This window comes from Dietzia kunjamensis (assembly GCF_045689975.1).
In the GTDB taxonomy this organism is placed as follows: Bacteria; Actinomycetota; Actinomycetes; order Mycobacteriales; family Mycobacteriaceae; genus Dietzia; species Dietzia kunjamensis.
This window is the reverse complement of the sequence record NZ_CP143297.1, coordinates 935,168-957,842: the sequence shown is the minus strand read 5'-3', so window position 1 is coordinate 957,842 and position 22,675 is coordinate 935,168. Positions and strand designations below refer to the sequence as shown.

Annotated in this window: 20 protein-coding genes, 2 tRNA genes and 1 other RNA gene; 4 read left to right on the top strand and 19 right to left on the bottom strand. The window is 70.1% G+C overall.

Annotated elements, in window-relative coordinates; translation table 11 throughout:
- Positions 1-10: 10 nt before the first annotated feature.
- The 11 genes from VZF99_RS04485 to prfB all read right to left on the bottom strand — a co-directional run bounded on the left by VZF99_RS04485 (position 11) and on the right by prfB (position 8,540).
- A complete protein-coding gene (locus tag VZF99_RS04485; protein ID WP_407335787.1) occupies positions 11-1,114 on the bottom strand; it encodes a serine hydrolase domain-containing protein in 1,104 nt (367 codons plus the stop codon).
- 91 nt (positions 1,115-1,205) lie between these two features.
- Positions 1,206-1,281, bottom strand: a tRNA-Ala gene (locus tag VZF99_RS04480).
- A 158-nt stretch (positions 1,282-1,439) separates the two neighbouring features.
- On the bottom strand, positions 1,440-2,177 hold the full coding sequence (locus VZF99_RS04475; protein WP_069388455.1) for a thioredoxin domain-containing protein: 738 nt from the start codon (positions 2,175-2,177) through the stop codon (positions 1,440-1,442).
- A 157-nt stretch (positions 2,178-2,334) separates the two neighbouring features.
- Positions 2,335-2,708: a transfer-messenger RNA gene (ssrA, locus tag VZF99_RS04470) on the bottom strand.
- A gap of 118 nt (positions 2,709-2,826) precedes the next feature.
- A complete protein-coding gene (locus VZF99_RS04465) occupies positions 2,827-3,675 on the bottom strand; it encodes an EamA family transporter (protein WP_407335786.1) in 849 nt (282 codons plus the stop codon).
- Positions 3,672-4,181 carry an SsrA-binding protein SmpB gene (gene smpB / locus VZF99_RS04460; RefSeq protein ID WP_067712405.1) on the bottom strand — a complete coding sequence of 170 codons (510 nt, stop codon included), beginning with the start codon at positions 4,179-4,181 and terminating at the stop codon, positions 3,672-3,674. Before smpB ends, VZF99_RS04465 begins: the two co-directional genes overlap by 4 nt.
- A gap of 72 nt (positions 4,182-4,253) precedes the next feature.
- Positions 4,254-5,156, bottom strand: coding sequence for a permease-like cell division protein FtsX (gene ftsX, locus VZF99_RS04455; RefSeq protein WP_120286136.1), 903 nt, complete (start codon positions 5,154-5,156; stop codon positions 4,254-4,256).
- Entirely contained in the window at positions 5,156-5,845 is a 690-nt protein-coding gene (gene ftsE, locus VZF99_RS04450) for a cell division ATP-binding protein FtsE (protein ID WP_067712387.1), read from the bottom strand. Before ftsE ends, ftsX begins: the two co-directional genes overlap by 1 nt.
- Before the next feature lie 87 nt (positions 5,846-5,932).
- Positions 5,933-6,538, bottom strand: coding sequence for a hypothetical protein (locus tag VZF99_RS04445; protein ID WP_407335785.1), 606 nt, complete (start codon positions 6,536-6,538; stop codon positions 5,933-5,935).
- Positions 6,538-7,434, bottom strand: coding sequence for a mechanosensitive ion channel family protein (locus tag VZF99_RS04440; RefSeq protein ID WP_120286138.1), 897 nt, complete (start codon positions 7,432-7,434; stop codon positions 6,538-6,540). The genes VZF99_RS04445 and VZF99_RS04440 overlap by 1 nt, the downstream gene beginning before the upstream one ends.
- A complete protein-coding gene (prfB, locus tag VZF99_RS04435; RefSeq protein ID WP_120286139.1) occupies positions 7,434-8,540 on the bottom strand; it encodes a peptide chain release factor 2 in 1,107 nt (368 codons plus the stop codon). Before prfB ends, VZF99_RS04440 begins: the two co-directional genes overlap by 1 nt.
- A 172-nt stretch (positions 8,541-8,712) precedes the next feature.
- On the opposite strand from prfB, the gene VZF99_RS04430 reads away from it, so the two are divergent.
- The 3 genes from VZF99_RS04430 to VZF99_RS04420 all read left to right on the top strand — a co-directional run bounded on the left by VZF99_RS04430 (position 8,713) and on the right by VZF99_RS04420 (position 12,296).
- The gene (locus VZF99_RS04430) at positions 8,713-9,516 is read left to right on the top strand and encodes an inositol monophosphatase (protein WP_067712379.1); all 804 of its coding nucleotides are present in this window, start codon (positions 8,713-8,715) and stop codon (positions 9,514-9,516) included.
- A gap of 118 nt (positions 9,517-9,634) precedes the next feature.
- Positions 9,635-11,041, top strand: a complete 1,407-nt coding sequence (locus VZF99_RS04425) for an acyl-CoA dehydrogenase family protein (protein WP_154830383.1) — start codon at positions 9,635-9,637, stop codon at positions 11,039-11,041.
- Between the two features lie 49 nt (positions 11,042-11,090).
- Positions 11,091-12,296: an acyl-CoA dehydrogenase family protein gene (locus VZF99_RS04420; protein WP_185951402.1), complete on the top strand. Its 1,206-nt coding sequence runs from the start codon at positions 11,091-11,093 to the stop codon at positions 12,294-12,296.
- Between the two features lie 81 nt (positions 12,297-12,377).
- Here VZF99_RS04420 and VZF99_RS04415 read toward each other — a convergent pair whose 3' ends face one another.
- The 3 genes from VZF99_RS04415 to VZF99_RS04405 form a co-directional block, all read right to left on the bottom strand.
- Entirely contained in the window at positions 12,378-12,557 is a 180-nt protein-coding gene (locus tag VZF99_RS04415) for a hypothetical protein (RefSeq protein ID WP_143337698.1), read from the bottom strand.
- Between the two features lie 106 nt (positions 12,558-12,663).
- The gene (locus VZF99_RS04410; protein WP_407335784.1) at positions 12,664-13,374 is read right to left on the bottom strand and encodes a peptidase S1; all 711 of its coding nucleotides are present in this window, start codon (positions 13,372-13,374) and stop codon (positions 12,664-12,666) included.
- 155 nt (positions 13,375-13,529) lie between these two features.
- Positions 13,530-14,144 (bottom strand): TetR/AcrR family transcriptional regulator, encoded by a 615-nt coding sequence (locus VZF99_RS04405; RefSeq protein ID WP_120286144.1) that lies wholly within the window; start codon positions 14,142-14,144, stop codon positions 13,530-13,532.
- Positions 14,145-14,322: 178 nt separating this feature from the next.
- Between VZF99_RS04405 and VZF99_RS04400 the strand changes: the two genes are divergently transcribed.
- Complete coding sequence (locus tag VZF99_RS04400) at positions 14,323-15,450, top strand: acyl-CoA dehydrogenase family protein (protein ID WP_407335783.1); 1,128 nt, start codon at positions 14,323-14,325, stop codon at positions 15,448-15,450.
- 16 nt (positions 15,451-15,466) lie between these two features.
- On the opposite strand, the gene VZF99_RS04395 is transcribed toward VZF99_RS04400, so the two are convergent.
- From VZF99_RS04395 to VZF99_RS04375, 5 genes are all read right to left on the bottom strand, one after another.
- Positions 15,467-16,609: an FAD-dependent oxidoreductase gene (locus tag VZF99_RS04395; RefSeq protein ID WP_407335782.1), complete on the bottom strand. Its 1,143-nt coding sequence runs from the start codon at positions 16,607-16,609 to the stop codon at positions 15,467-15,469.
- Between the two features lie 49 nt (positions 16,610-16,658).
- Positions 16,659-17,465 carry an enoyl-CoA hydratase/isomerase family protein gene (locus VZF99_RS04390; protein WP_407335781.1) on the bottom strand — a complete coding sequence of 269 codons (807 nt, stop codon included), beginning with the start codon at positions 17,463-17,465 and terminating at the stop codon, positions 16,659-16,661.
- Between the two features lie 2 nt (positions 17,466-17,467).
- Positions 17,468-18,922: an aldehyde dehydrogenase gene (locus VZF99_RS04385; protein ID WP_407335780.1), complete on the bottom strand. Its 1,455-nt coding sequence runs from the start codon at positions 18,920-18,922 to the stop codon at positions 17,468-17,470.
- Between the two features lie 486 nt (positions 18,923-19,408).
- Positions 19,409-19,485: transfer RNA gene (locus VZF99_RS04380), tRNA-Met, on the bottom strand.
- 113 nt (positions 19,486-19,598) lie between these two features.
- Complete coding sequence (locus tag VZF99_RS04375) at positions 19,599-22,661, bottom strand: UPF0182 family protein (protein ID WP_407335779.1); 3,063 nt, start codon at positions 22,659-22,661, stop codon at positions 19,599-19,601.
- Positions 22,662-22,675: the final 14 nt, after the last annotated feature.

Below are 22,675 nucleotides of genomic sequence, written 5' to 3'. Positions count from 1 at the left end.
GGACGGGTCGTCAGCGCAGCAGCGTCCACACGGTCTCGAGCGCCTCGGTCGTGCCGGGGACGTCGTAGGACTGGGCGGTGAAGACCGCCGCGGCCCGCCCGGTGCCGCGGTCGACGTAGCCGATCGTCCCCAGTCCCCCGGCCCAGCCGACCACGCCGCCCGGGCGCACCTCCACCTGGAACCCGTAGCCGCAGCCGGGCCCGAGGAAACCCTCCGCGCTCGCCCGCTGCCGCGCTGTCAGGTGGTCGGTGGCCATCAGCCGAGCACTCTCCGGCGCGAGCACCGGGCCACCGTCGACGAGCACACCCAGAAGTTCCAGGTAGTCGCCCACCGTCGAGGCGAGGCCGCAGGCGAGGGACTCGAAGACCGGCGGTACCGCGAACCTGCCCGCGGTGTCCAGTGGCGAAACCCTGCCGTCGGGCCCGAGGCCGTACGAGGTGGGGAGACGGGAGAGGTCGGCCGTGAACCCCGTGTCGGCCAGCCCCACTGGCCCGGTGACGTACTCGGCCAGCAACTCGGTCACGGACGAGCCGGTGGCGCGGGCGAGGAGCACCCCGAGGACGTCGCTACTGGTGTGGTACCACCATTCCTGGCCCGGCTGGCCCGCGAAGGGCAGCTCCGCCAGCCGCCGGAGATACTCGTCCGGCGCGACGGCCGGTGCGTACGGTCCCGGGGCGACCCCGCGCTCGGACATCGCCTCCGAGAGCGCCGGGTTCTCCCCCGCCCAGCCGACACCCGCGGTCATGGTGAGCAGGTGCCGCAGGGTGACGGGCCGCTCGGCCGGGACCGTGCGGTCCAGCGGGGCGTCCGGCGTGGCCAGCACGCGAGGGCCCGCCAGCTCGGGCAAGAACGTGTCCACCGGGTCGTCGAGGGTCAGCACACCGCGTTCCACGAGACGCATCGCCAGGATCCCGCCGACCGGCTTGGTGTTGGACGACAGTGGGAACACCGCGTCCTCCCCCAGCGCGGGTCCGCCCACGGTACGGGCTCCGCCGGAGACGATCCTGGAGCGCCCGCTCTCGCGGACGCCACAGACGTACCCGACCAGCCGACCGTGGTCGACGAGCGCGTCGAGCACGTCGACGACGTCCGTGATCTCCCCTGGCCCCGCCATACCCCGACACTACGACCGCGGACCGGATGGCGGAAGACGCCAAATGGCGAGATCCCGGGACATCGTTTCCGTTGTCCCGGGATCTCGTCCTTGGTGGAGCTAAGGGGACTCGAACCCCTGACCCCCACACTGCCAGTGTGGTGCGCTACCAGCTGCGCCATAGCCCCGTATCCATTTGTCCGCCGCTCACCTCTCGGTGACCGGCCCGACCTAAGTTACACCACCACGGTTCGGGCCTCCAAATCGGGCCCGGCCCCGCCGGGAGGGGCGGGGCCGGGCCACAGTTGCGCACCCGGCACGAGCACCGGGCGGTTCGCCGGACGAGTTACGCGATGATGTCCTGGAGCCAGGCCGCGTTGCCGATGTCGACGACCTCGCCCTCGTAGGCGACAGTCGGGGTGGACACGCGATCGGTGATCTCGCGGATGCTCTGCTGGGCGTTGTCCGCACTGTCGGAGGCCTTGTCCATGCCGCCGTTGGACTCGACGTTGCCGATGCACTCGACCGAGTCCGCGTTCGCGCCGGCCGATTCCGCGATGTCCGCCAGCTCGCGGGCCGAGAGGTCGCCCCCGCCCTCCCCCGGCTGCTCGGCGAAGAACGCATTCTTGACGTCGAAGAACACGGGCAGGGAGTCCTTGGCCGCGACACACTGGATGGCCGCGAGCGCGCGGGTGGAGTACTCACCGGAACCGGACTGTCCGTTGAGGAAGTTCAGGGTGTGGAACTCGACCTGCAGATCCCCGGCCTCGACGGCCTCGGAGATGGACTCACCGTACTGCGCCTCGAAGGAGCCACATGCGGGGCACATGTAGTCCTCCCAGATCTGGACGGTCGGCGCCTCGTCCGGGCCGACGACGACGACGCCGGCCTCGGTGATGTCGATCAGCTCGTCGTTGGTCTCGCCGAACGTGATGGGGTTGGCCTCTCCGCCCCGCTGGGCCATCCAGACGACGCCACCGAGGACCACGACGGCGACCGCGATGAGCGCGACCACGGTGATGATCATCCCGTTGTTGGACTTGGTCTGGAGGACCTTGGTGTTCTTGTTGGGCTTGGCGTTCACGTGTACGCAGGCCTTTCTCTACTGGGAGACCGTCGACCTCTTCCGGGTGACCGGCACTACGCCAGAGGGTACCGAAGCGGCGGGAGCGACCCCGCGCGCACCATCGATGCAAATGCACCACACCCCCGGTCGGTGTCGACCGGGGGTGTGGCCCGAATGGTGGAGCTGCCGGGAATTGAACCCGGGTCCTCCGCAGCATCGGCAGGGCTTCTCCGTGCGCAGTCCGCGTTGGCCTCTACTCGGATCTCACCCTCATGCGGACATGTCGGTGATGACGATCCCAGTCACTGTGTGATGTCCCGACCCACCCCGTGACCGGGTGAGCCGGTGATCTCTCTGAATGATGCCGGTGACCGGGGCGAGAGCGACCCCGGGCCGACAGACTACGGGCTCGCTATCAGGCAGCGAGGGCGTAGTCGCGCTGATTGGTATCGGCGCGTAATTGGTTGCCACGACGCTTACGGTGGTCTCTGGCCTGCACCGGCACGCTTCCCCTGCGTCAACTCACGTAGTCGAAACCAAGTCAGCCCCGTCAGGACCGCCGACTTCCGCCGACGGACTCCCCACCCTACCCCGGTGACGCGCCGCCCGCCAGGGTGATCCCGCTCTCCCCGGTCAGGCGAGCACCCGGTTCAGCCGAGCATCCCGTTCAGCCGAGCGCGAGCAGCGAGATCGCCACCCCCGCCAGGACGAGTCCGACCATCTGGACCGCGCGCATCCGCTCCCCGCCGTGGGCGATCGCCAGCGCCACGGTGAAGGCGGGGTACAGAGCCGCGATCACACTGACCAGTGAGAGCATCCCCGCCTGCGAGGCGAAGTAGAAGGCACCGTTGGCGACGGCGTCGAACACGGCGATCACCACGCCGATCGCGATGAGACGCCGGGAGAAACGGAATGACTCGCGGGCTGCGACCGCGGCGACCAGCAGCATCGCCGTCGCCCCGATCCGCGAGGCCGCGACCGGCCACAGGCCCTGGCCGGGCGGCACCTGCGCCAACAACACGAAGAACGCGGCGAACGCCAGCCCGGAGAAGACCGTGAGCACCAGCAGACGACGGGTGAGGCGTCCGTGCCGGACCGAGGAGCCGTCCCGGCTCTCCATGGAGACCAACACCGTCGCCACCAGCGCGAGCGCCATGCCCGCCCCCGCCGCGGGCGCGGGCCGCTCCCCCGCCGCCAGACCGAACGCCAGCGGAACCGCCGCCGCCAGGACCGCCGTGATCGGCGAGATCACACTCATCGGCCCGCGGGAGAGCGCCAGGTAGAACGACCACACCGCGACACCCGAGGCCAACCCGGAGGCCACGCCCCACCCCAGACCGACCCCGGTGGGCGCCCCTCCGGCGACCAGGGCCGCGACGCCCACCAGCACGATCGACAGCGGATAGGAGACGCTGACCACGCGCAGCACGCGGGCGCGGCGGGAGGCCACGCCGCCGAGGTAGTCGCTGATGCCGTACGCCACCGCCGAAGTCGACGCCAGCGCGACCGGCATCATGCCCGCATGCCCTTGATCTTCCTGCCGAGTTCACGCACGGCCTCACGCTCGGCGGTCCGGCGGGCGATGTCGTGGCGCTTGTCGTGCGCCTGCTTGCCCCGTGCGACGGCCAGTTCGACCTTCACCCGGCCACCCACGAAGTAGAGGGACAGCGGGACGAGGGTAGCGTTGCCGTCGCGCACCTTGCCCACGAGCGAGTCGATCTCGCGGCGGTGCAGCAGGAGCTTCCGGGCACGCTTCGGGGCGTGGTTGGTCCAGCTCCCGTGCGAGTACTCGGGGATGTGGAGTCCGCGGAGCCACACCTCGCCGTCGTCGACCGTCGCGAACGCGTCGACCAGCGAGGTCTTACCCTCACGCATGCTCTTGATCTCGGTGCCGACCAACGCGATGCCGGCTTCGTGCGTCTCCAGGATCTGGAAGTCGTGCCGGGCCTTGCGGTTGCTCGCGACGATGCTCCCGTCGGAGCCGAGGGACGACGCGCCCTTCTTCTTGTTCTTCTTGGCCACGTCGCCTCACCTCCTGATCGCCGTGCCGTCGCCGCCGTTCCGCAGCCCCCAGAGTCTAGATGGAGGGCGCGTTCAGTGCCGAACCGTGAGCCTCAGGGTGATCCAGGCGGTGAGCGCGGAGACCACCGCGCCCGCCACGACCAGCCCCGGTGCGAGGAGGAGGATGTCGGGGGTGGTGATCCGCTCGACCAGGTTCGCGCGGTAGGCCTCCGCCAGCACCCTGTCGAGGAAGACGTTCTTTGCCACCAGCAGGCCCCCCACCGCGAGGAGGGCACCGGCCACCGCCGCGATCACCGCCTCGAGGACGAACGGCAACTCCGTGTACCAGCGGCTCGCGCCCACCAGTCGCATGATCCCCAGGGCGGTCCGCCGGGTGAACGCCGCGATCTGGGTCATGTTGGCGATGAGCAGGACGGTGGCCAGCAGCTGGACGACAGCGATCGCGAAGGCCGCGTTGCGGACCCCGTCGAGTACGGAGAAGACCCGTTCGACAAGCTCGCCCTGCCCCTGGACGATCTCGATGCCGTCCACCTCCGCCAGGTCACGCGCCACCGCCTCGGCCCGCGTGGGGTCGGTCAGCGTGAGGGTGAACCGCGAGCCGAGGGCGTCCGGCGAGGTCGACTCCACCAGCACCGGGTCCGTCGAGGAGAACAGGTCGACGAACTCGGCGTAGGTCTCCTCGGGGTTCTTGTACTCCACCGACGCCACGCCCGGCGTCGTCTCGAGCTGCTCGAGGATCCGGCCGCATTCCGCCGCGCAGTCCGGATCCTCCGCCGAGATCGACCGGTCCACGTAGACGCGGAACTCGTTGAGGTAGTCGTACTTGTCCTGACTCGCGGACGCGGTCATGGCCACGAGCAGGCCCGCCCCCAGCATGCCCAGGGCCACCGCCGTGGTGATGATCATGGCCGCCGTCATGGACAGGTTGCGGCGCAGTCCCTGCCCGACCTCGGAGGCGACGAACCCGGCGGCCATCAGCGGTCCACCCCGTAGGTCCCGCGGGCGTCGTCGCGGACGACCGAGCCGTCGACCAGTTCCACCACGCGGCGCCGCGAGCGGTCCACGATGTGCCTGTCGTGGGTCGCCATGAGCACGGTGGTCCCCGTCCTGTTGATCCGGTCGAGCAGGAGCATGATGTCCTCGCTGGTCTCGGGGTCGAGGTTGCCCGTCGGTTCGTCCGCCAGCAGCAGCACCGGGCGGTTGACGAACGCCCGCGCGATCGCGACCCGCTGCTGTTCCCCACCGGAGAGTTCGTGAGGTCGGCGATCGGCCTTCCCGCCCAGCCCGACCATGTCCAGGGTCTCCGGCACCACCTTGTCGATGGTCCGGCGGGACTTGCCGATCACCTGCAGTGCGAACGCGACGTTCTCCGCGACCGTCTTGTTCTCCAGCAGACGGAAGTCCTGGAACACGCAGCCGAGAGAACGTCGCAGCACGGGCACGTCGGAGCCCTTCATGCGCGTGAGGTCGTGACCGGCGACGGTGAGGGTGCCCGAATCCGGGCGGTCCTCGCGGAGCACGAGCCGCAGGAAGGTGGACTTGCCCGATCCCGACGCACCGATGAGGAACGCGAACTCGCCGTCACCGATCTCCACGCTCACGTCGGACAGCGCCGGACGCGTCGAGGACGGGTACGACTTCGTCACACGGGAAGCAGTGATCACACCAATAGCCTAACGCCACACAGGCCGCAGGCATGCGGGAGCGGTCGAACAACGCGGCGGCGGCCGCGGCGCGGCCACCCGGCGGCGCTACCCTTCGAGGGCGCCGCCGGGCACCGAGGTCTCCCCGGCGCCCGGGGCCTCCTGCTGCAGCTGCGGTTGCGACTGCTGGTCGGGCTGCTGCTGCGGGGACTGTTGTTGCTGTTGTTGCTGCGGGGACTGTTGATCGGCGCCTCCGGGGAGCCCGTCGGTACCCGTCGCGGTGGTGCCGGTCGTGCGGGAGCCCGTTCCCGTGGGAGTCGGAGGCGAACTCGAGGTCGGGGCAGTGGTGTCGGTGGTCTGATCCGTCGGCGTGGACGACGGGTCGACCGGTTCGGCCGGTTCCGAGGTCCCGGTGGTGTCCCGCGCGGGCTGCGGTCCGAAAGCGACCACCGGCTCGTCGCGGACGAGCAGATACAGCACGCCTACCAGGACGAACGCGCCGAGGAGGATCGCGGTCGTCCGGGACATCCTGAAGAACTCGCCGAGCAGTGCGACGATCCGGGGCTTCGGACTCCGCGAGGGAGCGTCCGGTGGTGGCGTCCCGCCCAACCCGAGCGGGTCGGGCCGGTCGAGGATCGGGTCGTCGTCGATCGCGGCGCCCTGCGGGGTGGTCTCGTCGGGTGGGGTCGTGCCATCGTCCCTGTGACGGGCCATCAGACGCTCCCCTCTCCGGTCTGCGGTCGCAGCATCCCGGCGCGGATGGCGGCCAGCGCCTCCGGCTCCAGGACGATCCCCTCCTGGCGGAAGCGGCGGAGGATGACGGCACGCATCCGACGGCCCACCTCCCACTGCATTCCCGGCTTGGTCCGGGCGAGCAGGCGGATGACGGTCTGCTCGAGCTTGATCGACTGCACACCCATGACCGACGGCTCGTCGAGCACGTACTCACCCACACGGTCGTCGTGGACGATGTCGCGACAGACCTCGGCGAGCACCTCGTGCGCCTTGTCCATGTCGGCGTTGTTGGGCACGGGGACGTCGATGATCGCACGAGCCCAGTCCTGGGACTGATTGATCGCGGTGACGATCTGACCGTTGGGGACGATGACCGCCTCGCCGTCCAGGGTGCGCAGCCGGGTGATCCGGAGCGTGACGTCCTCGATCGTCCCCGCGGCGACGCCGGTCGCGGTGGTGAGTTCGACGATGTCGCCGTAGCCGTACTGGCGCTCGGCCAGCACGAAGAAGCCCGCGAGGAAGTCCTGGACGATCTTCTGCGCGCCGAAACCCAGCGCGGCGCCCAGGACGGTGGCCGGCGCCACCAGCGTGACGAGGTTGACGCCGAACCGGAGCAGGATCTGGATGCCGAACAGGATGTACAACATTCCCACCGCGACATAGGAGACGACCTGGACGAGGGAGTGGAGGTGCTTGGACTCCTCCGACCACAACTCCCTGTCGGCGTTCCTCGCGTCGATCCGGCCGGTCCACATCCGGGCGACCTTGCCGATCGCCCGGGTCATCAGGGCGGCGCCCAGGACGAGGAGGACGACCTCCAGTCCGTCGTTGCTCAGCCAGGCCAGGACTCCGCTGAAGTCTGTCCGGAAGGCCACTAGGCGTCCGCCCCCTCCCGCATGCGCCAGCGGATACCGGCCTCGATGAACCCGTCGATGTCACCGTCGAGGACCGAGGACGGGTTGTTGACCTCGTACTCGGTGCGCAGGTCCTTGACCATCTGGTACGGGTGCAGGACGTAGGACCGCATCTGGTTACCCCAGGAGGCGTTGCCACCCGCACCGAGCGCGTCCATGGCGGCCCGCTCCTCCTGACGCTTGCGCTCGAGCAGCTTGGCCTGCAACACCTTCATGGCGGCGACCTTGTTCTGCAGCTGGGACTTCTCGTTCTGACAGGTCACGACGATCCCGGTCGGGACGTGGGTGAGGCGGACGGCCGAGTCGGTGGTGTTGACGGACTGGCCACCGGGACCCGAGGAGCGGTAGACGTCCACCCGGACCTCGTTCTCCGGGACCTCGATGGAGTCGACCGTCTCCACGACCGGCAACACCTCGACCTCGGCGAAGGAGGTCTGGCGGCGGCCCTGGTTGTCGAACGGGGAGATCCGCACCAGCCGGTGCGCTCCCTGCTCCACGGACAGGGTCCCGTACATATACGGGTCCTTGACCACGAAGGTGGCGGACTTGATCCCCGCCTCCTCCGCGTACGAGGTGTCGTACACCTCGACCTTGTGGCCGGCCTTCTCCGCCCACCGGATGTACATACGCATGAGCATCTCGGCGAAGTCCGCGGCGTCCACGCCGCCGGCGCCGGCACGGATGTTGACCACCGCGTCACGCTGGTCGTACTCGCCGCTGAGCATCGTCTTGACCTCCATGGCCTCGACGTCCTCACGCAGGCTGGAGCGCTCGGCGTCCGCTTCCTCGACGGCGCCGCCGCCCTCCTCCTCCGCCAGCTCGTACATCAGTGGCAGGTCCTCGATCCGCTGCCGCAGATCACGGCAGCGGCGCAGGTCGGCCTGGATGTAGGACAGCTCGCTGGTGACCTTCTGCGCCCGGTCCTGGTCGTTCCACAGGTCCGGGTCGGCGGCCATCTGCTCGAGCTCGTCGACGCGGCGGGCGAGCTCCTCGATGTCGAGGACCTTCTCGACCGTGGTCAGGGTCGCGTCGAGGGCAGCGATGTCGGCAGAAACTTCAGGGTGCACGAGTACCAACTCTACGCGGCCCGGGCGCCTTCCAGCGTTTGCCCACCCGCCCCCTCCCCGTGGCCTGCCGCGCCTCCGATCGTCACCCCCCGGCGGTAGCGTCGGATGCCTCGGACCCGCTACCGCTCGTGGTCAGCGAGCCGCGACGACCAAGCGGAGGAAGTGAACGTCCATGGACACCCGCCACCCGGGCCCCCTGCACGACGAGTCCACCGGGGGGATGACCGACGCCGATCTGGCCGCCCGCCTCGTCGTCGACGCCGGAAACCTCGCGCGGCGACTGCGCGAGGACGGGCTCGACGTCCGCCGCAAGACCTCCGTCTCCGACGTGGTCACCGAGGCCGACGACGCGGCCGAGCGACACATCACCGCACTCCTCGCCGAACACCGCCCGTCCGACGGTGTCCTCGGCGAGGAGGGCTCCCTCGTCACCGGCGACGGCGAACGGCGGTGGGTCGTGGACCCGGTGGACGGCACCTACAACTTCGTCTCCGGCTCCGACTACTGGTGCTCGGCCGTCGCGGTCACCGGTGGTGACGACTACCTGCTCGGGGCGGTCCACCGACCCGTCACCGGGGAGACGTTCGTCGGCGGCTCGGACGTACCGACGCGCCGCAACGGGGTGCCCGTCGCGCGCCTGGCCCCCGGGGACCTGGCCGCCGGCAGCCTCGCCACCTACCTGCACCCGCCGTTCTTCGACGATCCCCATCTCGCCGAGCCCTTCCACCGCGTGAGCCGCGGCGCGGCGACCATCCGGATGCTCGGGTCCGGGTCCGTGGACCTGGCCTCCGTCGCGTGTGGGATCCACACAGTGTGGTGCCAGCACTCCTGCCCCGAGTGGGACTGGCTCCCCGGCCGCGCACTCGTCGAGGGGGCGGGCGGGGTGTGCGCGACCGTCGAGGTGGGCGGCTACGACTGGTTCGTGGCCGGTCGCCCGGGTGCGGTCGAGCAGGCGGTCGACCTCCTGCGCGGCTGACACCGCCCGCCCACCGGCGGCAGGGACGTGTTCGAGGAAAGTGTGGCGCTCGGAACTTACTCCGAAGTAAGGTGTCGGGAACAGCACAGTCCACCGTCCGTCACGAGAACAGCTGGTGATGATGAGCAAGAACCCCACAGCCCCGTCCACGACCGGACGCGCGGAGACCTCGACACCGGGCAAGAACCCCGCACGCATCGACGCCATCGGTGCCGCCATGCGCGCGCTGACCACCATTACCGGGTCGGAGTTCGCCGAGCGCTTCGGACTGCGGCAGAAGGTCGACCGGGTCACCTACGAGGCCACCAAGACCGGTTTCAAGACCCTCGGTGCCGCGACCAAGTCGTTCAAGAAGGTCACCGGCGGCGGCGCACCCAAGCGCCTTCCCGACGCCGACTCCGAGGCCCGGCCCGACCTGTTCGACCTCACGCTGGACGAGGACCAGCAGATGATCTCGCAGACCGTGCGAGAGTTCGCCGCCGAGGTCATCCGGCCGGCCGCGCACGACGCCGACGCCGCCGCCGAGGCACCCGCGTCCCTGCTCGAGCGCTCGGCCGAGATCGGCGCCACCATGCTCAACGTCCCCGAGGAGTTCGAGGGCATCGCCTCCGAGCGCGGCGTGGTGACCAACTCGCTGGTCGCCGAGGCCCTGGCCTACGGCGACATGGGTCTGGCCCTGCCGATCCTGGCCCCGTCCGGCGTGGCCACGACCCTGACGCAGTTCGGCTCGGACACCCAGCAGAAGTCGTACCTCCCGGCGTTCGCCTCCGAGCAGGTCCCCGCAGCCGCCGTCGTGGTGGCCGAGCCGCGGCCGCTCTTCGACCCGTTCCGGCTCGAGACCACCGCCACCCGGACCGCCGGCGGATTCACGCTCAGCGGCGTCAAGTCGATGGTGCCCACGGCCGGCAGCGCGGAACTCTTCGTCGTCGCCGCCTCGCTCGACGGCGCGCCGACCTTCTTCGTCGTGGAGTCCGACACCGACGGGCTCGTGGTGGAGGCCGACCCATCCATGGGCCTGCGCGCCGCAGGCCTCGGCCGACTCGTCCTCACCGACGTCTCCCTGCCCGCCGACGCCATCCTCGGCGGCCCCGACGTCTCGCCGGAGGACCGGTCCTCGGCCTACGCCGACGTCATCCGCCTGTCGCGACTGGGCTGGGCCTCCGTCGCCGTGGGCACCTCCCACGCCGTCCTGGACTACGTGACCCCGTACGTCAAGGAGCGCCAGGCGTTCGGCGAGCCCATCGCGCACCGCCAGGCGGTCGCGTTCGCCGTGGCCGACATGGCCACCGAGCTCGACGGCATGCGCCTGGTCACCTGGCGCGGCGCCGCCCGCGCCGAGCAGGGACTGTCCTTCGCCCGCGAGGCCGCGCTGGCCCGCAAGATCGCCGCGGACAAGGGCATGAAGATCGGCCTCGACGGTGTCCAGCTGCTCGGTGGCCACGGGTTCACCAAGGAGCACCCCGTCGAGCGGTGGTACCGCGACCTGCGTGCCGTGGGAGTGGCCGAGGGCGTGGTGGTCCTGTGACCTCCGCCCATTCCGCCACCCTCCCGAACCGGACCAAGGACCTGAAGCGATGATCAACCTCGAACTCCCCAAGAAGCTGCAGGCGGGTGCGAACCAGGCCCGCCAGGTGGCCACGCAGATCTTCCGACCCGTCTCCCGCAAGTACGACCTCGCCGAGCACGAGTACCCCGTCGAGCTGGACACCCTCAAGGCCATGATGGAGGCCATGGAGGACGCCGGTCAGGCCGCCTCCGGCGCCACCATGGGATCCGGCGGCGCCCCGAAGCGGGAGGGCGTGTCCAACGGCGGCAACATGAAGTCGCTGCTCAACATCATCGAGACCTGCTGGGGCGACGTCGGCCTCACGCTGTCGATCCCCCGTCAGGGCCTGGGCAACTCCGCGATCGCCGCCGTGGCGAACGACGAGCAGATGGAGAAGTTCGGCCGGGTGTGGGCCTCGATGGCCATCACGGAGCCCGACTTCGGGTCCGACTCGGCCGCCGTCTCGGCCACCGCGCGGCTGGACGGTGACGAGTACGTCATCAACGGCACGAAGATCTACGTCACCTCCGGCGCCCGCGCGGACCACATCGTGGTGTGGGCGACCCTGGACAAGAGCAAGGGCCGCGCGGCGATCAAGTCCTTCGTCGTCCCGCGGGAGCACCCCGGCGTCACCGTGGACCGGCTCGAACACAAGCTCGGCATCCGGGCCTCGGACACCGCGCAGATCACGTTCGACAACTGCCGGGTGCCCAAGGAGAACCTCCTGGGCGACCCCGAGATCCGCGTGGACAAGGGCTTCGCCGGCGCCATGCAGACCTTCGACAACACCCGTCCCCTGGTGGCCGGGATGGCCGTGGGCGTCGCACGCGCCGCGCTCGAGGAGATCCGCACCCTCCTCGAGGAGGCCGGCATGGAGATCGACTACGACCGGCCCGCCACCAGCCAGCCCGCCGCCGTGGCCAAGTACCTCGAGCTCGAGGCCGACTGGGAGGCCGCCTACCTGCTCACGCTGCGCGCGGCGTGGATGGCCGACAACAAGATGCCCAACACCAAGGAGGCGTCGATGTGCAAGGCCAAGGCCGGGCGCACGGGTTCCGCCGTGACCCTGGGCGCGGTCGAGCTGGCCGGCAGCTACGGCTACTCCGAGCGCAGCTTCCTGGAGAAGTGGTCGCGCGACTCCAAGATCCTCGACATCTTCGAGGGCACGCAGCAGATCCAGCAGCTGGTGATCGCGCGCCGGATCCTGGACCTGTCCAGCGCCGAGCTCAAGTGAGCTGACCCCGGCGCGATCACCGTACTGAGCGGCGCCCCCGCGGACATCCGGTCCGCGGGGGCGCCGCCCGTTTCGGCCGGCTCACTCCAGCCGACTGCGCGGCGCCCACGACATGATGGTTCCGCACTGTCGGCAGATGTGGACACGGTGACCGTGGTCGAGACTGCCGCTGCGACCGGCATCCCAGCCGACGAGGACCCGGTCGGGCCCCAGCTCGTGCCCGTACGGGCAGTGGGTGGGCGCGTCCTCGGTCCAGAGCATGGAGCGGACGGTAGCGACGGGGTCGGACACAGACGAGGACCCGGTACCGACCGCGTCAGTACCGGGCCCTCGTCCGCCCCTCGCCCACGGGCGGGGTGCCGGGCGATCAGGCCATCCGGAAGCCGCTCCCCGGCCAGTCGCGCGCGGTGGCGTCGGCGACGATCGCGTCGAACGAGTACGCCACCGCCGGCAGGAAGAACGGGGTCTGCGCCGGGTGGATGCACGAGGGCAGGATGGGGCCGATGCTGCCGGCCGATCCCGCGTCCGGCGGCATGTGCCCGCCGGAGAGGAGCCCGACTAGACGCCCCTCGCGGGTCACGGGGCCACCGGAGTCGCCGTAACCGGCACAGGTGTGGGTCCAGAACCGGTCGCCCTCGCGCTGCCACGTGATGCCACAGGTGTGTCCGGTGGTCAGCCCGTCCTTGCAGACGACGTCACCGAACTGCGGCGCGGGTCCGCGGCCCACGATGCCCGCCTGTCGGACGGGGACGGCGACGCCCGGGTCCAGACGGATCACGGAGTAGTCGAGGATCTCGTTGCGGGTGGCGATGGTGCCGATCACGCCGGCGCCCGGGTCGTCGCGGAGGATCACCGGGACGTCGATCCGCTCACTGCAATGGGCGGCGGTGAACGCGACCGGCGCTCCGGAGTCGTCGTACCCGGCGGCGGTGATGGTGCATCCGGCCACTCCCCCGACCAGAACAGGGGTCGCGCCCCCGACGGGCACGGCGGCCTGGGCAGCTGCGGGCGCCATCAACGTGGCGGCACCGGCCATCACGGCCGTCGCGGCGAGCTTCGCCACACGGGTGAGCCTCATGAATGTGTCCTTCCCACCCCGGGCGGACTGCCCGGGTATACGCCCTCGACAGCGTAGCGGCGATCAGCCGCCGGTGCACCACGCGCGGGCCGGCCGGAGCCCCACCACCCGTGCGGCGCTGGCCCCGTCACGTCGGATCCGGGCCGATCCCCCGGTCAGCGGCCTTCGACGATGATGCGGGTGGAGGGCCGCTCGTCGGGGTCTCCGCCGATCTGCGCCCAGACCGCCGCGACGACGGGCTCGAGGAACAACTCACCCACCTGACCCATGAGCGTGCGGACCACCTGGACCTTGTCCGAGGCCCGCGTCGAGGCGTGGCCACCGCGCCGCAGGCTGTCGACCTCCCTGGTGGTGAGCTCGACGATCGCCTCGAGAAGCGGGACACCCCGGCCGTCGGGTTCGAGGAGGGCCCGGTTGATGTACTTCACCAGCATCGGGTTGCGCTCGAGCATCTCCCGCACCGCGGCGTCGCGGGCCGCCACGACCTCCGCTGCTGATCCGGAATGCTCGACCGTCGCCAGGGCGGCGACCACCTGCTCCACCACGAGCTCGTCGACAGCGCGGCGCAACCCCTCCTTGGTGCCGAAGTGGTGCTGGATCAACCCGATGGTGACCCCCACCCGGGCGGCGATCCGTCGCATCGAGACCCGGTCCTCGCCGTGATCGGAGTAGAGCTCCAGCGCCGCGTAGCGGATTCGCGCGCGGGCGGTGAGGTCACCGTCAGCAGAGCGCGGGACACCGTCCCCCGACCCGGGTTCCGTTGCGCTCATTCGCCCCACCTCGTCTCGCCGCGACGTGCGACGCCCGAGGGCGCCGCCGGAAGGTCGACCATACACATGCATGTCAGACAATGCAGTTGTATGGTGGGGATCGCCATGGCCGTCGACCGGCCCCGTCCCATCGCTGGAGTCCCCCGTGCTAGAGACCGCCCCGTTCCGATCCCCGTGGATGACCGACGATCTGGATGCACTGCGCGCCCACACGCGTGCGTTCCTGGAGAAGGAGACCGTGCCGCACCTCGAGCGCTGGGCCGAGCAGGGCGCCGTCGACCGTGAGTTCTGGAACAAGGCCGGCGACGCCGGCCTGCTGTGCATCTCCATCCCCGAGGAGTACGGCGGGGGCGGCGGCACGTTCGCCCACGAGGCCGTGATCGCCGAGGAGCAGACCCGCGCCCTCGACGACGGCTGGGGCAATTCGGTTCACAGCACGATCGTGGCCCACTACATCGTCCAGTACGGCACCGAGGAGCAGAAGCAGCGGTGGTTGCCGAAGCTCGCGACCGGCGAGATGGTCGGCGCCATCGCGATGACCGAGCCGGGCGCCGGGTCGGACCTGCAGGCGCTGCGCACCTCGGCGGTACGCGACGGCGACGACTTCGTGGTCAACGGCGCCAAGACCTTCATCTCCAACGGCATGCACTGCGACCTGCTCGTCATCGTCACCCGCACGGGTGGCGAAGGCGCGCAGGGCCTGTCCCTGCTGGTCGCGGAGACCACCGACCTGCCCGGCTTCGACCGCGGCCGCAAGCTCGACAAGATCGGCCTGAAGTACCAGGACACGATGGAGCTGTTCTTCGACGACATGCGCGTGCCCGCCGGGAACATCCTGGGCGGCGAGGAGGGCGTGGGCCAGGGATTCATCCAGCTCATGCAGCAACTCCCGCAGGAGCGCCTCATCATCGCTGTGACAGCCGTCGCGGCGGCCGAGACCGCCGTGAGGCTGGCGACGGACTACGCCAAGGAGCGCGAGGCGTTCGGCAAGCCCATCCTCAAGTTCCAGAACCTGCGTTTCGAACTGGCCGAGTGCAAGACCGAGGCGCTCGCCTCGCGCACCCTGCTGGACCACTGCATCACCCTGCATCTCAAGGGTGAACTGGACCCGTCGACGGCGTCGATGGCCAAGTACTACTGCACCGACAAGCAGTGCGAGATCATCGACCGCTGCCTCCAGGTTTTCGGTGGCTACGGCTTCATGACGGAGTACCCGATCGCCCGCATGTACGCCTCGGCCCGCGTGCAGAAGATCTACGGTGGCACCAACGAGATCATGAAGGAGCTCATCTCGCGGACCCTCTAGAGGTCGTCGGCGACAACTAGAGCTCGGCGACGATCGCCCGGACGGCGTCACGGCCCGCCCGGTTGGCCCCCACGGTCGACTGGGACGGGCCGTATCCGATGAGGAACAGCCTCGGCTCGTCGAGGGCCCGGCCCTCCGCCACCCGGATGCCTCCCTCGGGGGTGCGCAGGCCCAGGGTCGCGAGGTGGGCGACCGCGGGTCGGAACCCGGTCGCCCAGAGGATGACGTCCGCGCGTTCGAGTCGCCCGTCGGGCATCCGCACCCCGTCGGGTTCGATGCGGGTGAACATGGGGTGGCGGACCAGGACGCCGCGCTCGTCGGCGCGCTCGATCCACGGGGCACGGTACATGCCGGTGACGCGGATGATGCTCTGCGGGGGAAGTCCCTGCGCGGTGCGCTCGGCGACCCGGTCGATCGCGGCGGAGAAGTTCTCCGGGGCGGGGTCCGTCTCCCACTCGATCTCCCGCCTGGTCACCCAGAGGGTGTCGGCGACGCGCGAGATCTCCTCGAGCAGCTGGGTGGCGGAGATGCCGGCGCCGACGATCACGACGCGTTGCCCCGCGAACTCCTCGGCGGCGACGTAGTCGTGGACGTGGAGCTGTCGGCCGCGGAACGTCTCCTGGCCGGGGTAGTACGGCCAGAACGGTCGGGTCCAGGTGCCGGTGGCGTTGATGACGTAGCGCGCCGCCCAGGCCTCAGGGCGGGTGTCACCGCTCGGATCGGTGACGACGACGAGGTGGTCGGACTCCGGCCCATCCCGCCCGGGCGTGGGTCTGCGGACCGAGCGCACGCGGACCGGCCGCCGGACGTCGAGCTCGAATCGATCTTCGTAGTCGGCGAAGTAGGGCGGCAGGACGTCCCGACTCGGGGCGGTGCGGTCGACATCGGGGACGGGTCGGCCCGGCAGTTCGAAGATGCCGTTGACCGTGCTCATGGTGAGGGATTCCCAGCGGTGCCGCCAGGCCCCGCCGGGGGCGTCCTCGGCGTCGAGCATGACGAAGGTCCGGTCCCCCGCCTCGGCACGGCCGACCGGCGCGAACCCCCGCCGCCTGAGGTGGTAGCCGGCCGACAGTCCGGCCTGGCCGGCGCCGATCACCACCACGTCGACCGTACGGGTGGGGCTCTCCTGATCGGGCGTCACGCCACCATCGTCGGCCATTCGGCTCCTGCGAGGACGGGCGGGCGCGGGCTCGGCGCAGGCGCCGGGGTCAGGACCCGTCGGGCAACGAGGTGAAATCCGGCGTGCGACCTTCGGCGAATGCCGCCAGTGCCTCCGAGTTCGCCGGTCCACCCATGAGGTCGGCGAAGGCTCTGTTCTCCCGTTCGCGGGCGTCCGCGATCTGGCGCGCCAGCGGTTCGGTCATCGTCCGCTTCACCGCCCGCAGACTCGAGATCGGGAGTCTCGCCAACCGTGCGGCGTGCTCGCCGGCGACCTGCTGGAGTTCAGCGGGGGTGCACAGTCGCCAGACCAGGCCCATCTCGTGGGCCTCGCGGGCGGTGATCCACTCCGAGGACAGCAGGGCCCACGCGGCGTTCTGCCGACCCACCAGCCTGGGCAGCAGGTAGCTCGACGCCGCCTCGGGCGCCACCCCCAGGCTGGTGAACGGGCACTTGAGCCGGGCGTCATCGGCCATGAACACCAGGTCGGCGAACCCGATGATCGTCATGCCGATACCCAGTCCGAGCCCGTTGATCGCCAGGATGAGTGGCTTGTCGAACCCGGCGAGCGCGTCGACGAGTCCCAGGAATCCGTGCTCGCCAGGGACGAAGTCGGGGTTGGTGATCCGCTCACCCATCTCCAGCAGGTCGGTGCCCGCGCTGAACGCCCGGCCCTCACCGGTGAGCAGGACCACCGCGACCGTGGGGTCGGCGGCGGCGTCGTGCAATGCCTTGGTGACCGCGTCGTACAGCGCCTCGTTGAAGGCGTTGAGGGCATCGGGGCGCGCCAGGGTCAGGGTGCGGACACGATCTGTGTCCCGTACCGACAGCCCCGTCGTCCTCTCGTCCCCCGCCACGGTCAGCTCTGCTCCAGGTAGACGGACTTGAGCTCGGTGTACTGGGCCAGCCCCTCGGGGCCGAACTCGCGCCCCACCCCGGAGGCCTTGAAGCCGCCGAACGGGGCGGAGAAATCCATCGTGTAGGTGTTCACGCCGTAGGTGCCGGTCCGGACCCGTCGCGCGACGCCCAGCCCCGCCTCTCGGTCGGCGGTCCACACGGTGCCCGCCAGTCCGTACTCGGAGTCGTTGGCGATCCGGACGGCGTCGTCGACGTCGTCGTAGGCGATCACGGAGATGACGGGACCGAAGATCTCCTCCTGCGCGATGCGCATCGAGTTGTCGACGCCACCGAAGACCGTGGGTCGTACGTACCAGCCGGTGTCCAGGCCGCCGGGGCGGTCGGAGCCCCCGGCGAGCAGCGTCGCACCCTCCTGCTGCCCGATCTCGATGTAGGAGTTCACCCGCTCCTGCTGGCGACGGGCGACCATCGGCCCGATCTCCGTGGCCGGGTCGAGCGGGTCCCCCACCACCATCGACCCGATGCCGTCGGCCAGCGCCTGTGCCACCTCGTCGTGGCGGTCGCGACTCACCAGCACCCTGGTCTGTGCCACGCACGCCTGGCCGGAGTTCATCACGCCGACGAACTTGAGCCCCTCGACCACGGTCGTCAGGTCCGCGTCGTCGAGCACGATCGCCGCGGACTTGCCGCCCAGCTCGAGGGAGCAGCGCTTGAGCTGCTCGCCGCAGATCGCGCCGATTCTCCGGCCCACCGCGGTGGATCCGGTGAACGCCACCTTGTCGATCGCGGGGTGCCGCACCAGGTGCTCGCCCACCTCGCGGCCGCCGGCGACGATGCTCACGACGCCCTCGGGCACGCCCGCCTCGATGAGCAGTTCGCCCAGCAGGTAGGTGTCCAGCGGCGTCTCCGGCGCCGGCTTGATCACGATCGTGCACCCCGTCAGCAGCGCCGGGATCAGCTTCGACAGGACCGTGAACTGGGGGACGTTCCACGGCGGGATCGCCGCGACCACGCCCACGGGCTCGTGTCGCACCAGCACCTCCCCGCCGAGGACGCCGGGGCGGGTCTCCTCCCACGGGAATTCACGCGCGATGGTGAGGAAGGCCTCGATCTGCATCCACGGGGCGGGCGCCTGGGCGAGCTTGCTGAACGAGATCGGGGAGCCCATCTCCGTGGAGATGACGGTCGCCATGTCGTCGAGCCGCGCCGCGTACAGGGCGGACAGCCTGGCGACGACCTCGATCCGCTCGTCGGGGCTCATGCGGGGCCACGGGCCGTGGTCGAAGGCCTCGCGCGCGGCGGCCACCGCGGCGTCCATGTCCGCCACCGAGCCCTCGGGCACGCGGGCGACGACCTCCTCGGTGTGCGGGCTGATTACCTCGATCACGTCGTCGGTGGCGGGGGAACGCCACTGGGTGCCGATCAGTAGGGCATCGCGGTCGAGTGAAGTGGTCATGGGGCTCTCCTGCCGTCACGGGCGTCGTCGTGGCCGCATCGGACATGCGAACAGACACCTGTCCACCATACGAGGACCGAACCGCTGCGTGGGCCGGAACACGAGGACAGGCGCGACGAGCGCTCCGAAGGCAGCTACGTTGTCCGCACTCCCGACCACGGCGTCGGTCAGCTCGACCGGCCAGGTCGCCACGGGCGCCGTCGCGCGGCAGGGATCCGCCGACCGCATCGCCGGACGTTCGGGGTGCGCGCCCTCGCGGTACGCGATCGGGCGGGGTGCGCGCCCCTATCGGTCCATTCCGGGCGCGCACCGTCCCGCGGCGGGGGCCCGGCGGCGCGCACCATGCCGCGGCGGGGGCCCGGCGGCGCGCACCATGCCGCGGCGGGGGCGTGGCGGGGAGCTGCCACGGCTCGGCGGTGGGGCCGGCCGGCTGGTCTCCGAAATGACCTCAGGCCCGGCTCCCTCTCGGGAACCGGGCCTGGTGCGTGGTAGCGGGGACAGGATTTGAACCTGCGACCTCTGGGTTATGAGCCCAGCGAGCTACCGAGCTGCTCCACCCCGCGTCGTTTGCGTCTATGACACTACGTGCCATTCACCGGACAGTGCAAATCGGTGGACGCTCGACGACTAGAAGATGACGTAACTCACACCCTCGCACTCGAAGCCGCAGGTCACGTCAGTTCCCCAGGCCCTGATAAGCGTCGACGGCGGCCTGCAGGTCCTCGAGCGCCTGCCCCAGATCGGAGAGGTCTCCCCCGCTCTGAGCCGAGCGGACCGCGTTCAGCGCCGAGTTGAGCTCGCGCACGGCGGCTGCCCGCTCGGCGTCGTCAGCGCCTCCCCCGGTGGCCGGCGACGACGGCCGCGGAGCGGTGCCCTGCGCAGGCCGCGCGGCGCCCTCCTCGGCCTCGGCCTCCGCCTCCCCGCTCTCGTCGATACGCACGACGTCCGGGTCTGCCTCGATCCCGACCTGTCGCAGCGCCTCGTACAGCGTGGGCGCGTAGCCCACCGCACGGTCGTACGAGACCATCACACGCAGCAGCCTCGGGAACGCGGAGTCCTGGTCCTTGCGCTGGGTGTAGATCGGCTCCACGTAGAGGACCGAGTCGTCCGCCAACGGCAGCGCCAGGAGGTTGCCCTCCGTGATCTCGGCGGTCTCACCCCACAGTCGGCGGTCCTCGGCGATCGCCGGCGAGGCGATCATGATGTCCTGCGCCTGGTTGGGGCCCTGTGAGAGCGGCTCCGTGGGCCGCTGGACCCGCACCGTGATCTGTCCGTAGGTCTCGGGGTCCGAGCTCGCCGTCATGTGTGCGGCGAGGAACTCACGCTCATAGCCGCGGAACGCCGAGATGAGCTGGAACGACGGCTCGTCGGACTCCGGGTCGGTCGGATCGGAGGCCACCACGTAGTACGGCGGCTGGGCCGGCCCGTCACGGTCGACGGTCTGGGCGCCCGCGGGACCACCGGTGGGGCTGCCGGCAGGACCACCGGCGGGTCCGCCCGCGGGCGGGCTCTGCGGGTTCTGGATCGACGAGGTCACCGTGGGATCGGACGGCACCGACCAGAAGGCGTCATTGGTGAAGAACTGACCCGGGTCGTCGACCTGGTACTTCGCCAGCAGCTCACGCTGCACCTTGAACAGGTCCTCCGGGTAGCGCAGGTGCTCCTCCAACTCCTCGGAGATCGCCTCGCGTGGCTGGACGATGTCCGGCAGTGCCTTCATCCACGTCTGCAGCACGGGGTCCGACTCGTCGAACGCGTACAGGTCGACGGTGCCGTCGTACGCGTCGACGGTCGCCTTGACCGAGTTGCGGATGTAGGAGACCTCCTCGTCCGGCAGGACCCGGCCGTTCGCGTCGTTGAGCGAGTCCGAGGTCATGGCCTCCAGCGAGCTGAGCTCGGCGTACGGGTAGGTCTTGAGCGTCGTGTACCCGTCGACGATCCACTTGATACGGCCGTCGATCACCGCCGGATAGGTGTTGGTGTCCGTGGTCAGCCACGGGGCCACCTTCTGCACCCGGTCCCGCGGGTCGCGGTCGTAGATGATCTTCGAATCGTCACCGAGGATGCTGGACAACAGGATGTTGCGCTCGGCGAACTTGAGCGAGTAGGCGATCCGGTTGACCCAGCCGCCGACCGGGACGCCGCCCTCGCCGGTGTAGGTGTACTGCTCGGTGTCGGTGTCGTATTCACGGGGCCCGTCGCCGTTGTCCCCGACGATGGCGTAGTCGGGGTCCGACTGCGCGATGAGCGGACCGAAGTAGGTCCGCGGCTGGGTCACCGGGATCATCATCTCCTGGCCACTGGAGATGGCCTCCAGGTCCGAGACCTGGAAGTTCGGCAGGCCGCCGCGGTCCGAACCCGCGTCGTCGGCGATCTCGTTGACCCGGTTGGCCGGCGCGGCCACGAACCCGTTGCCGTGCGTGTACACCGTGTGACGGTTGATCCAGTCCCGCTGGTTGGCCTGCAGGGACTCGGGGTTGAGCTCACGCGCGGCCACGAGGAAGTCCCGCATCTCGCCGTCGATCGTGTAGCGGTCGATGCCCAGCGTCTCGGGGAAGCCGTAGAAGTTGCGCAGCTGGTGCAGCTGGGTGAACGTCGGCGCCAGGACGTTCGGGTCGAGCACGCGGACGTTGGACAGTGTCGTGAGATCCGAGGCCGCGTCGCGGGGGTTCGGATCGGCCGCCCCCCAGTTGTCGATGTAGGTGACCCGCTCCTCACCGATGTCGTACGCGGCGCGTGTCGCGTCGATGTTCCGCGCGATGTACTCCCGTTCCTTCTCGGCACGGTTGGGCTTCACCGAGAACTGCTCGACGGCCAGCGGCCACGCCGACCCCACCACGAGCGCGGAGAACAGCAACAGGACGGTGGCCAGCGCGGGGATCCGCAGATCCCTGATCACGATGGCGGAGAAGAACGCGGCCGCGCACACCAGCGCCACCGAGAACATGAAGATCTTCGCCGGCATCAGGGCGTTGACGTCGGTGTAGCTGGCGCCGGTGAACGTGCTGTTCTCGCTGAACAACAGCTCGTAGCGATCCAGCCAGTACGCGGCGGCCTTGGCCAGCACGAACAGCCCGGCGAGCGTCACCAGCTGGATCCGGGCGGCGCGGGTGAGGGCGCCCTCGCGGGCGCCGGGACGCAGTCCGCCGAAGAGGTAGTGGGTGAACAGGTTGGCCAGGAAGGCCAGCACGACGGCCACCATGAGCCAGGTGACGATCGCGCGCCACATCGGGAGCTCGAAGGCGTAGAAGGAGATGTCCAGACCGAACTGGGGGTCGGTCTCACCGAACGGCGTCGAGTTGAAGAACGCCAGCACGGTCTGCCACCCGGTCTGCGCGACCGACCCGGCCAGGATCGCCAGGACGACCGGGATCCAGAGCACGGTCCTGCCGGGCGAGGCCCCCATGGCCGCCCGGTAGCGGGACAGCGCGTCCGGCATGCCCGCTTGCGCCAGGAACACCGGGCGATACCGGTAGGCCAGCAGAATGCCGGCGCCCACCGCCAGGCCGACCAGGAGGGCGACCGCCACGAAAAGACCGAGCCGCGCCAGCAACTCGGTCCGGAACACGCTGGTGGCATCGACACTGCCGAACCACAGCCAGTCCGTGTACGCGGTGTTCAGTCTGGGCAGGACCTGGATGAGGAGGATGAGGACGACGACGGCGACGGCGACGGCCCGACCGCGACGAGAGATCGCGATCGGCCGACCGGGGGAATTGCCGGGTGGGCGGACGGACACCTGGAAAGCTCCTG

What these genes read in the sequence shown, in the direction of transcription:
- VZF99_RS04485 (WP_407335787.1), bottom strand. Translation starts at nt 1,114, where the DNA reads ATGGCGGGGCCAGGGGAGATCACGGACGTCGTCGACGTGCTCGACGCG.
- VZF99_RS04465 (WP_407335786.1), bottom strand. Translation starts at nt 3,675, where the DNA reads ATGATGCCGGTCGCGCTGGCGTCGACTTCGGCGGTGGCGTACGGCATC.
- ftsX (WP_120286136.1), bottom strand. Translation starts at nt 5,156, where the DNA reads ATGGCCGCCGGGTTCGTCGCCTCCGAGGTCGGGCAGGGACTGCGCCGC.
- VZF99_RS04445 (WP_407335785.1), bottom strand. Translation starts at nt 6,538, where the DNA reads ATGGCCCGTCACAGGGACGATGGCACGACCCCACCCGACGAGACCACC.
- VZF99_RS04430 (WP_067712379.1), top strand. Translation starts at nt 8,713, where the DNA reads ATGGACACCCGCCACCCGGGCCCCCTGCACGACGAGTCCACCGGGGGG.
- VZF99_RS04425 (WP_154830383.1), top strand. Translation starts at nt 9,635, where the DNA reads ATGATGAGCAAGAACCCCACAGCCCCGTCCACGACCGGACGCGCGGAG.
- VZF99_RS04420 (WP_185951402.1), top strand. Translation starts at nt 11,091, where the DNA reads ATGATCAACCTCGAACTCCCCAAGAAGCTGCAGGCGGGTGCGAACCAG.
- VZF99_RS04415 (WP_143337698.1), bottom strand. Translation starts at nt 12,557, where the DNA reads ATGCTCTGGACCGAGGACGCGCCCACCCACTGCCCGTACGGGCACGAG.
- VZF99_RS04410 (WP_407335784.1), bottom strand. Translation starts at nt 13,374, where the DNA reads ATGAGGCTCACCCGTGTGGCGAAGCTCGCCGCGACGGCCGTGATGGCC.
- VZF99_RS04405 (WP_120286144.1), bottom strand. Translation starts at nt 14,144, where the DNA reads ATGAGCGCAACGGAACCCGGGTCGGGGGACGGTGTCCCGCGCTCTGCT.
- VZF99_RS04400 (WP_407335783.1), top strand. Translation starts at nt 14,323, where the DNA reads ATGACCGACGATCTGGATGCACTGCGCGCCCACACGCGTGCGTTCCTG.
- VZF99_RS04395 (WP_407335782.1), bottom strand. Translation starts at nt 16,609, where the DNA reads ATGGCCGACGATGGTGGCGTGACGCCCGATCAGGAGAGCCCCACCCGT.
- VZF99_RS04385 (WP_407335780.1), bottom strand. Translation starts at nt 18,922, where the DNA reads ATGACCACTTCACTCGACCGCGATGCCCTACTGATCGGCACCCAGTGG.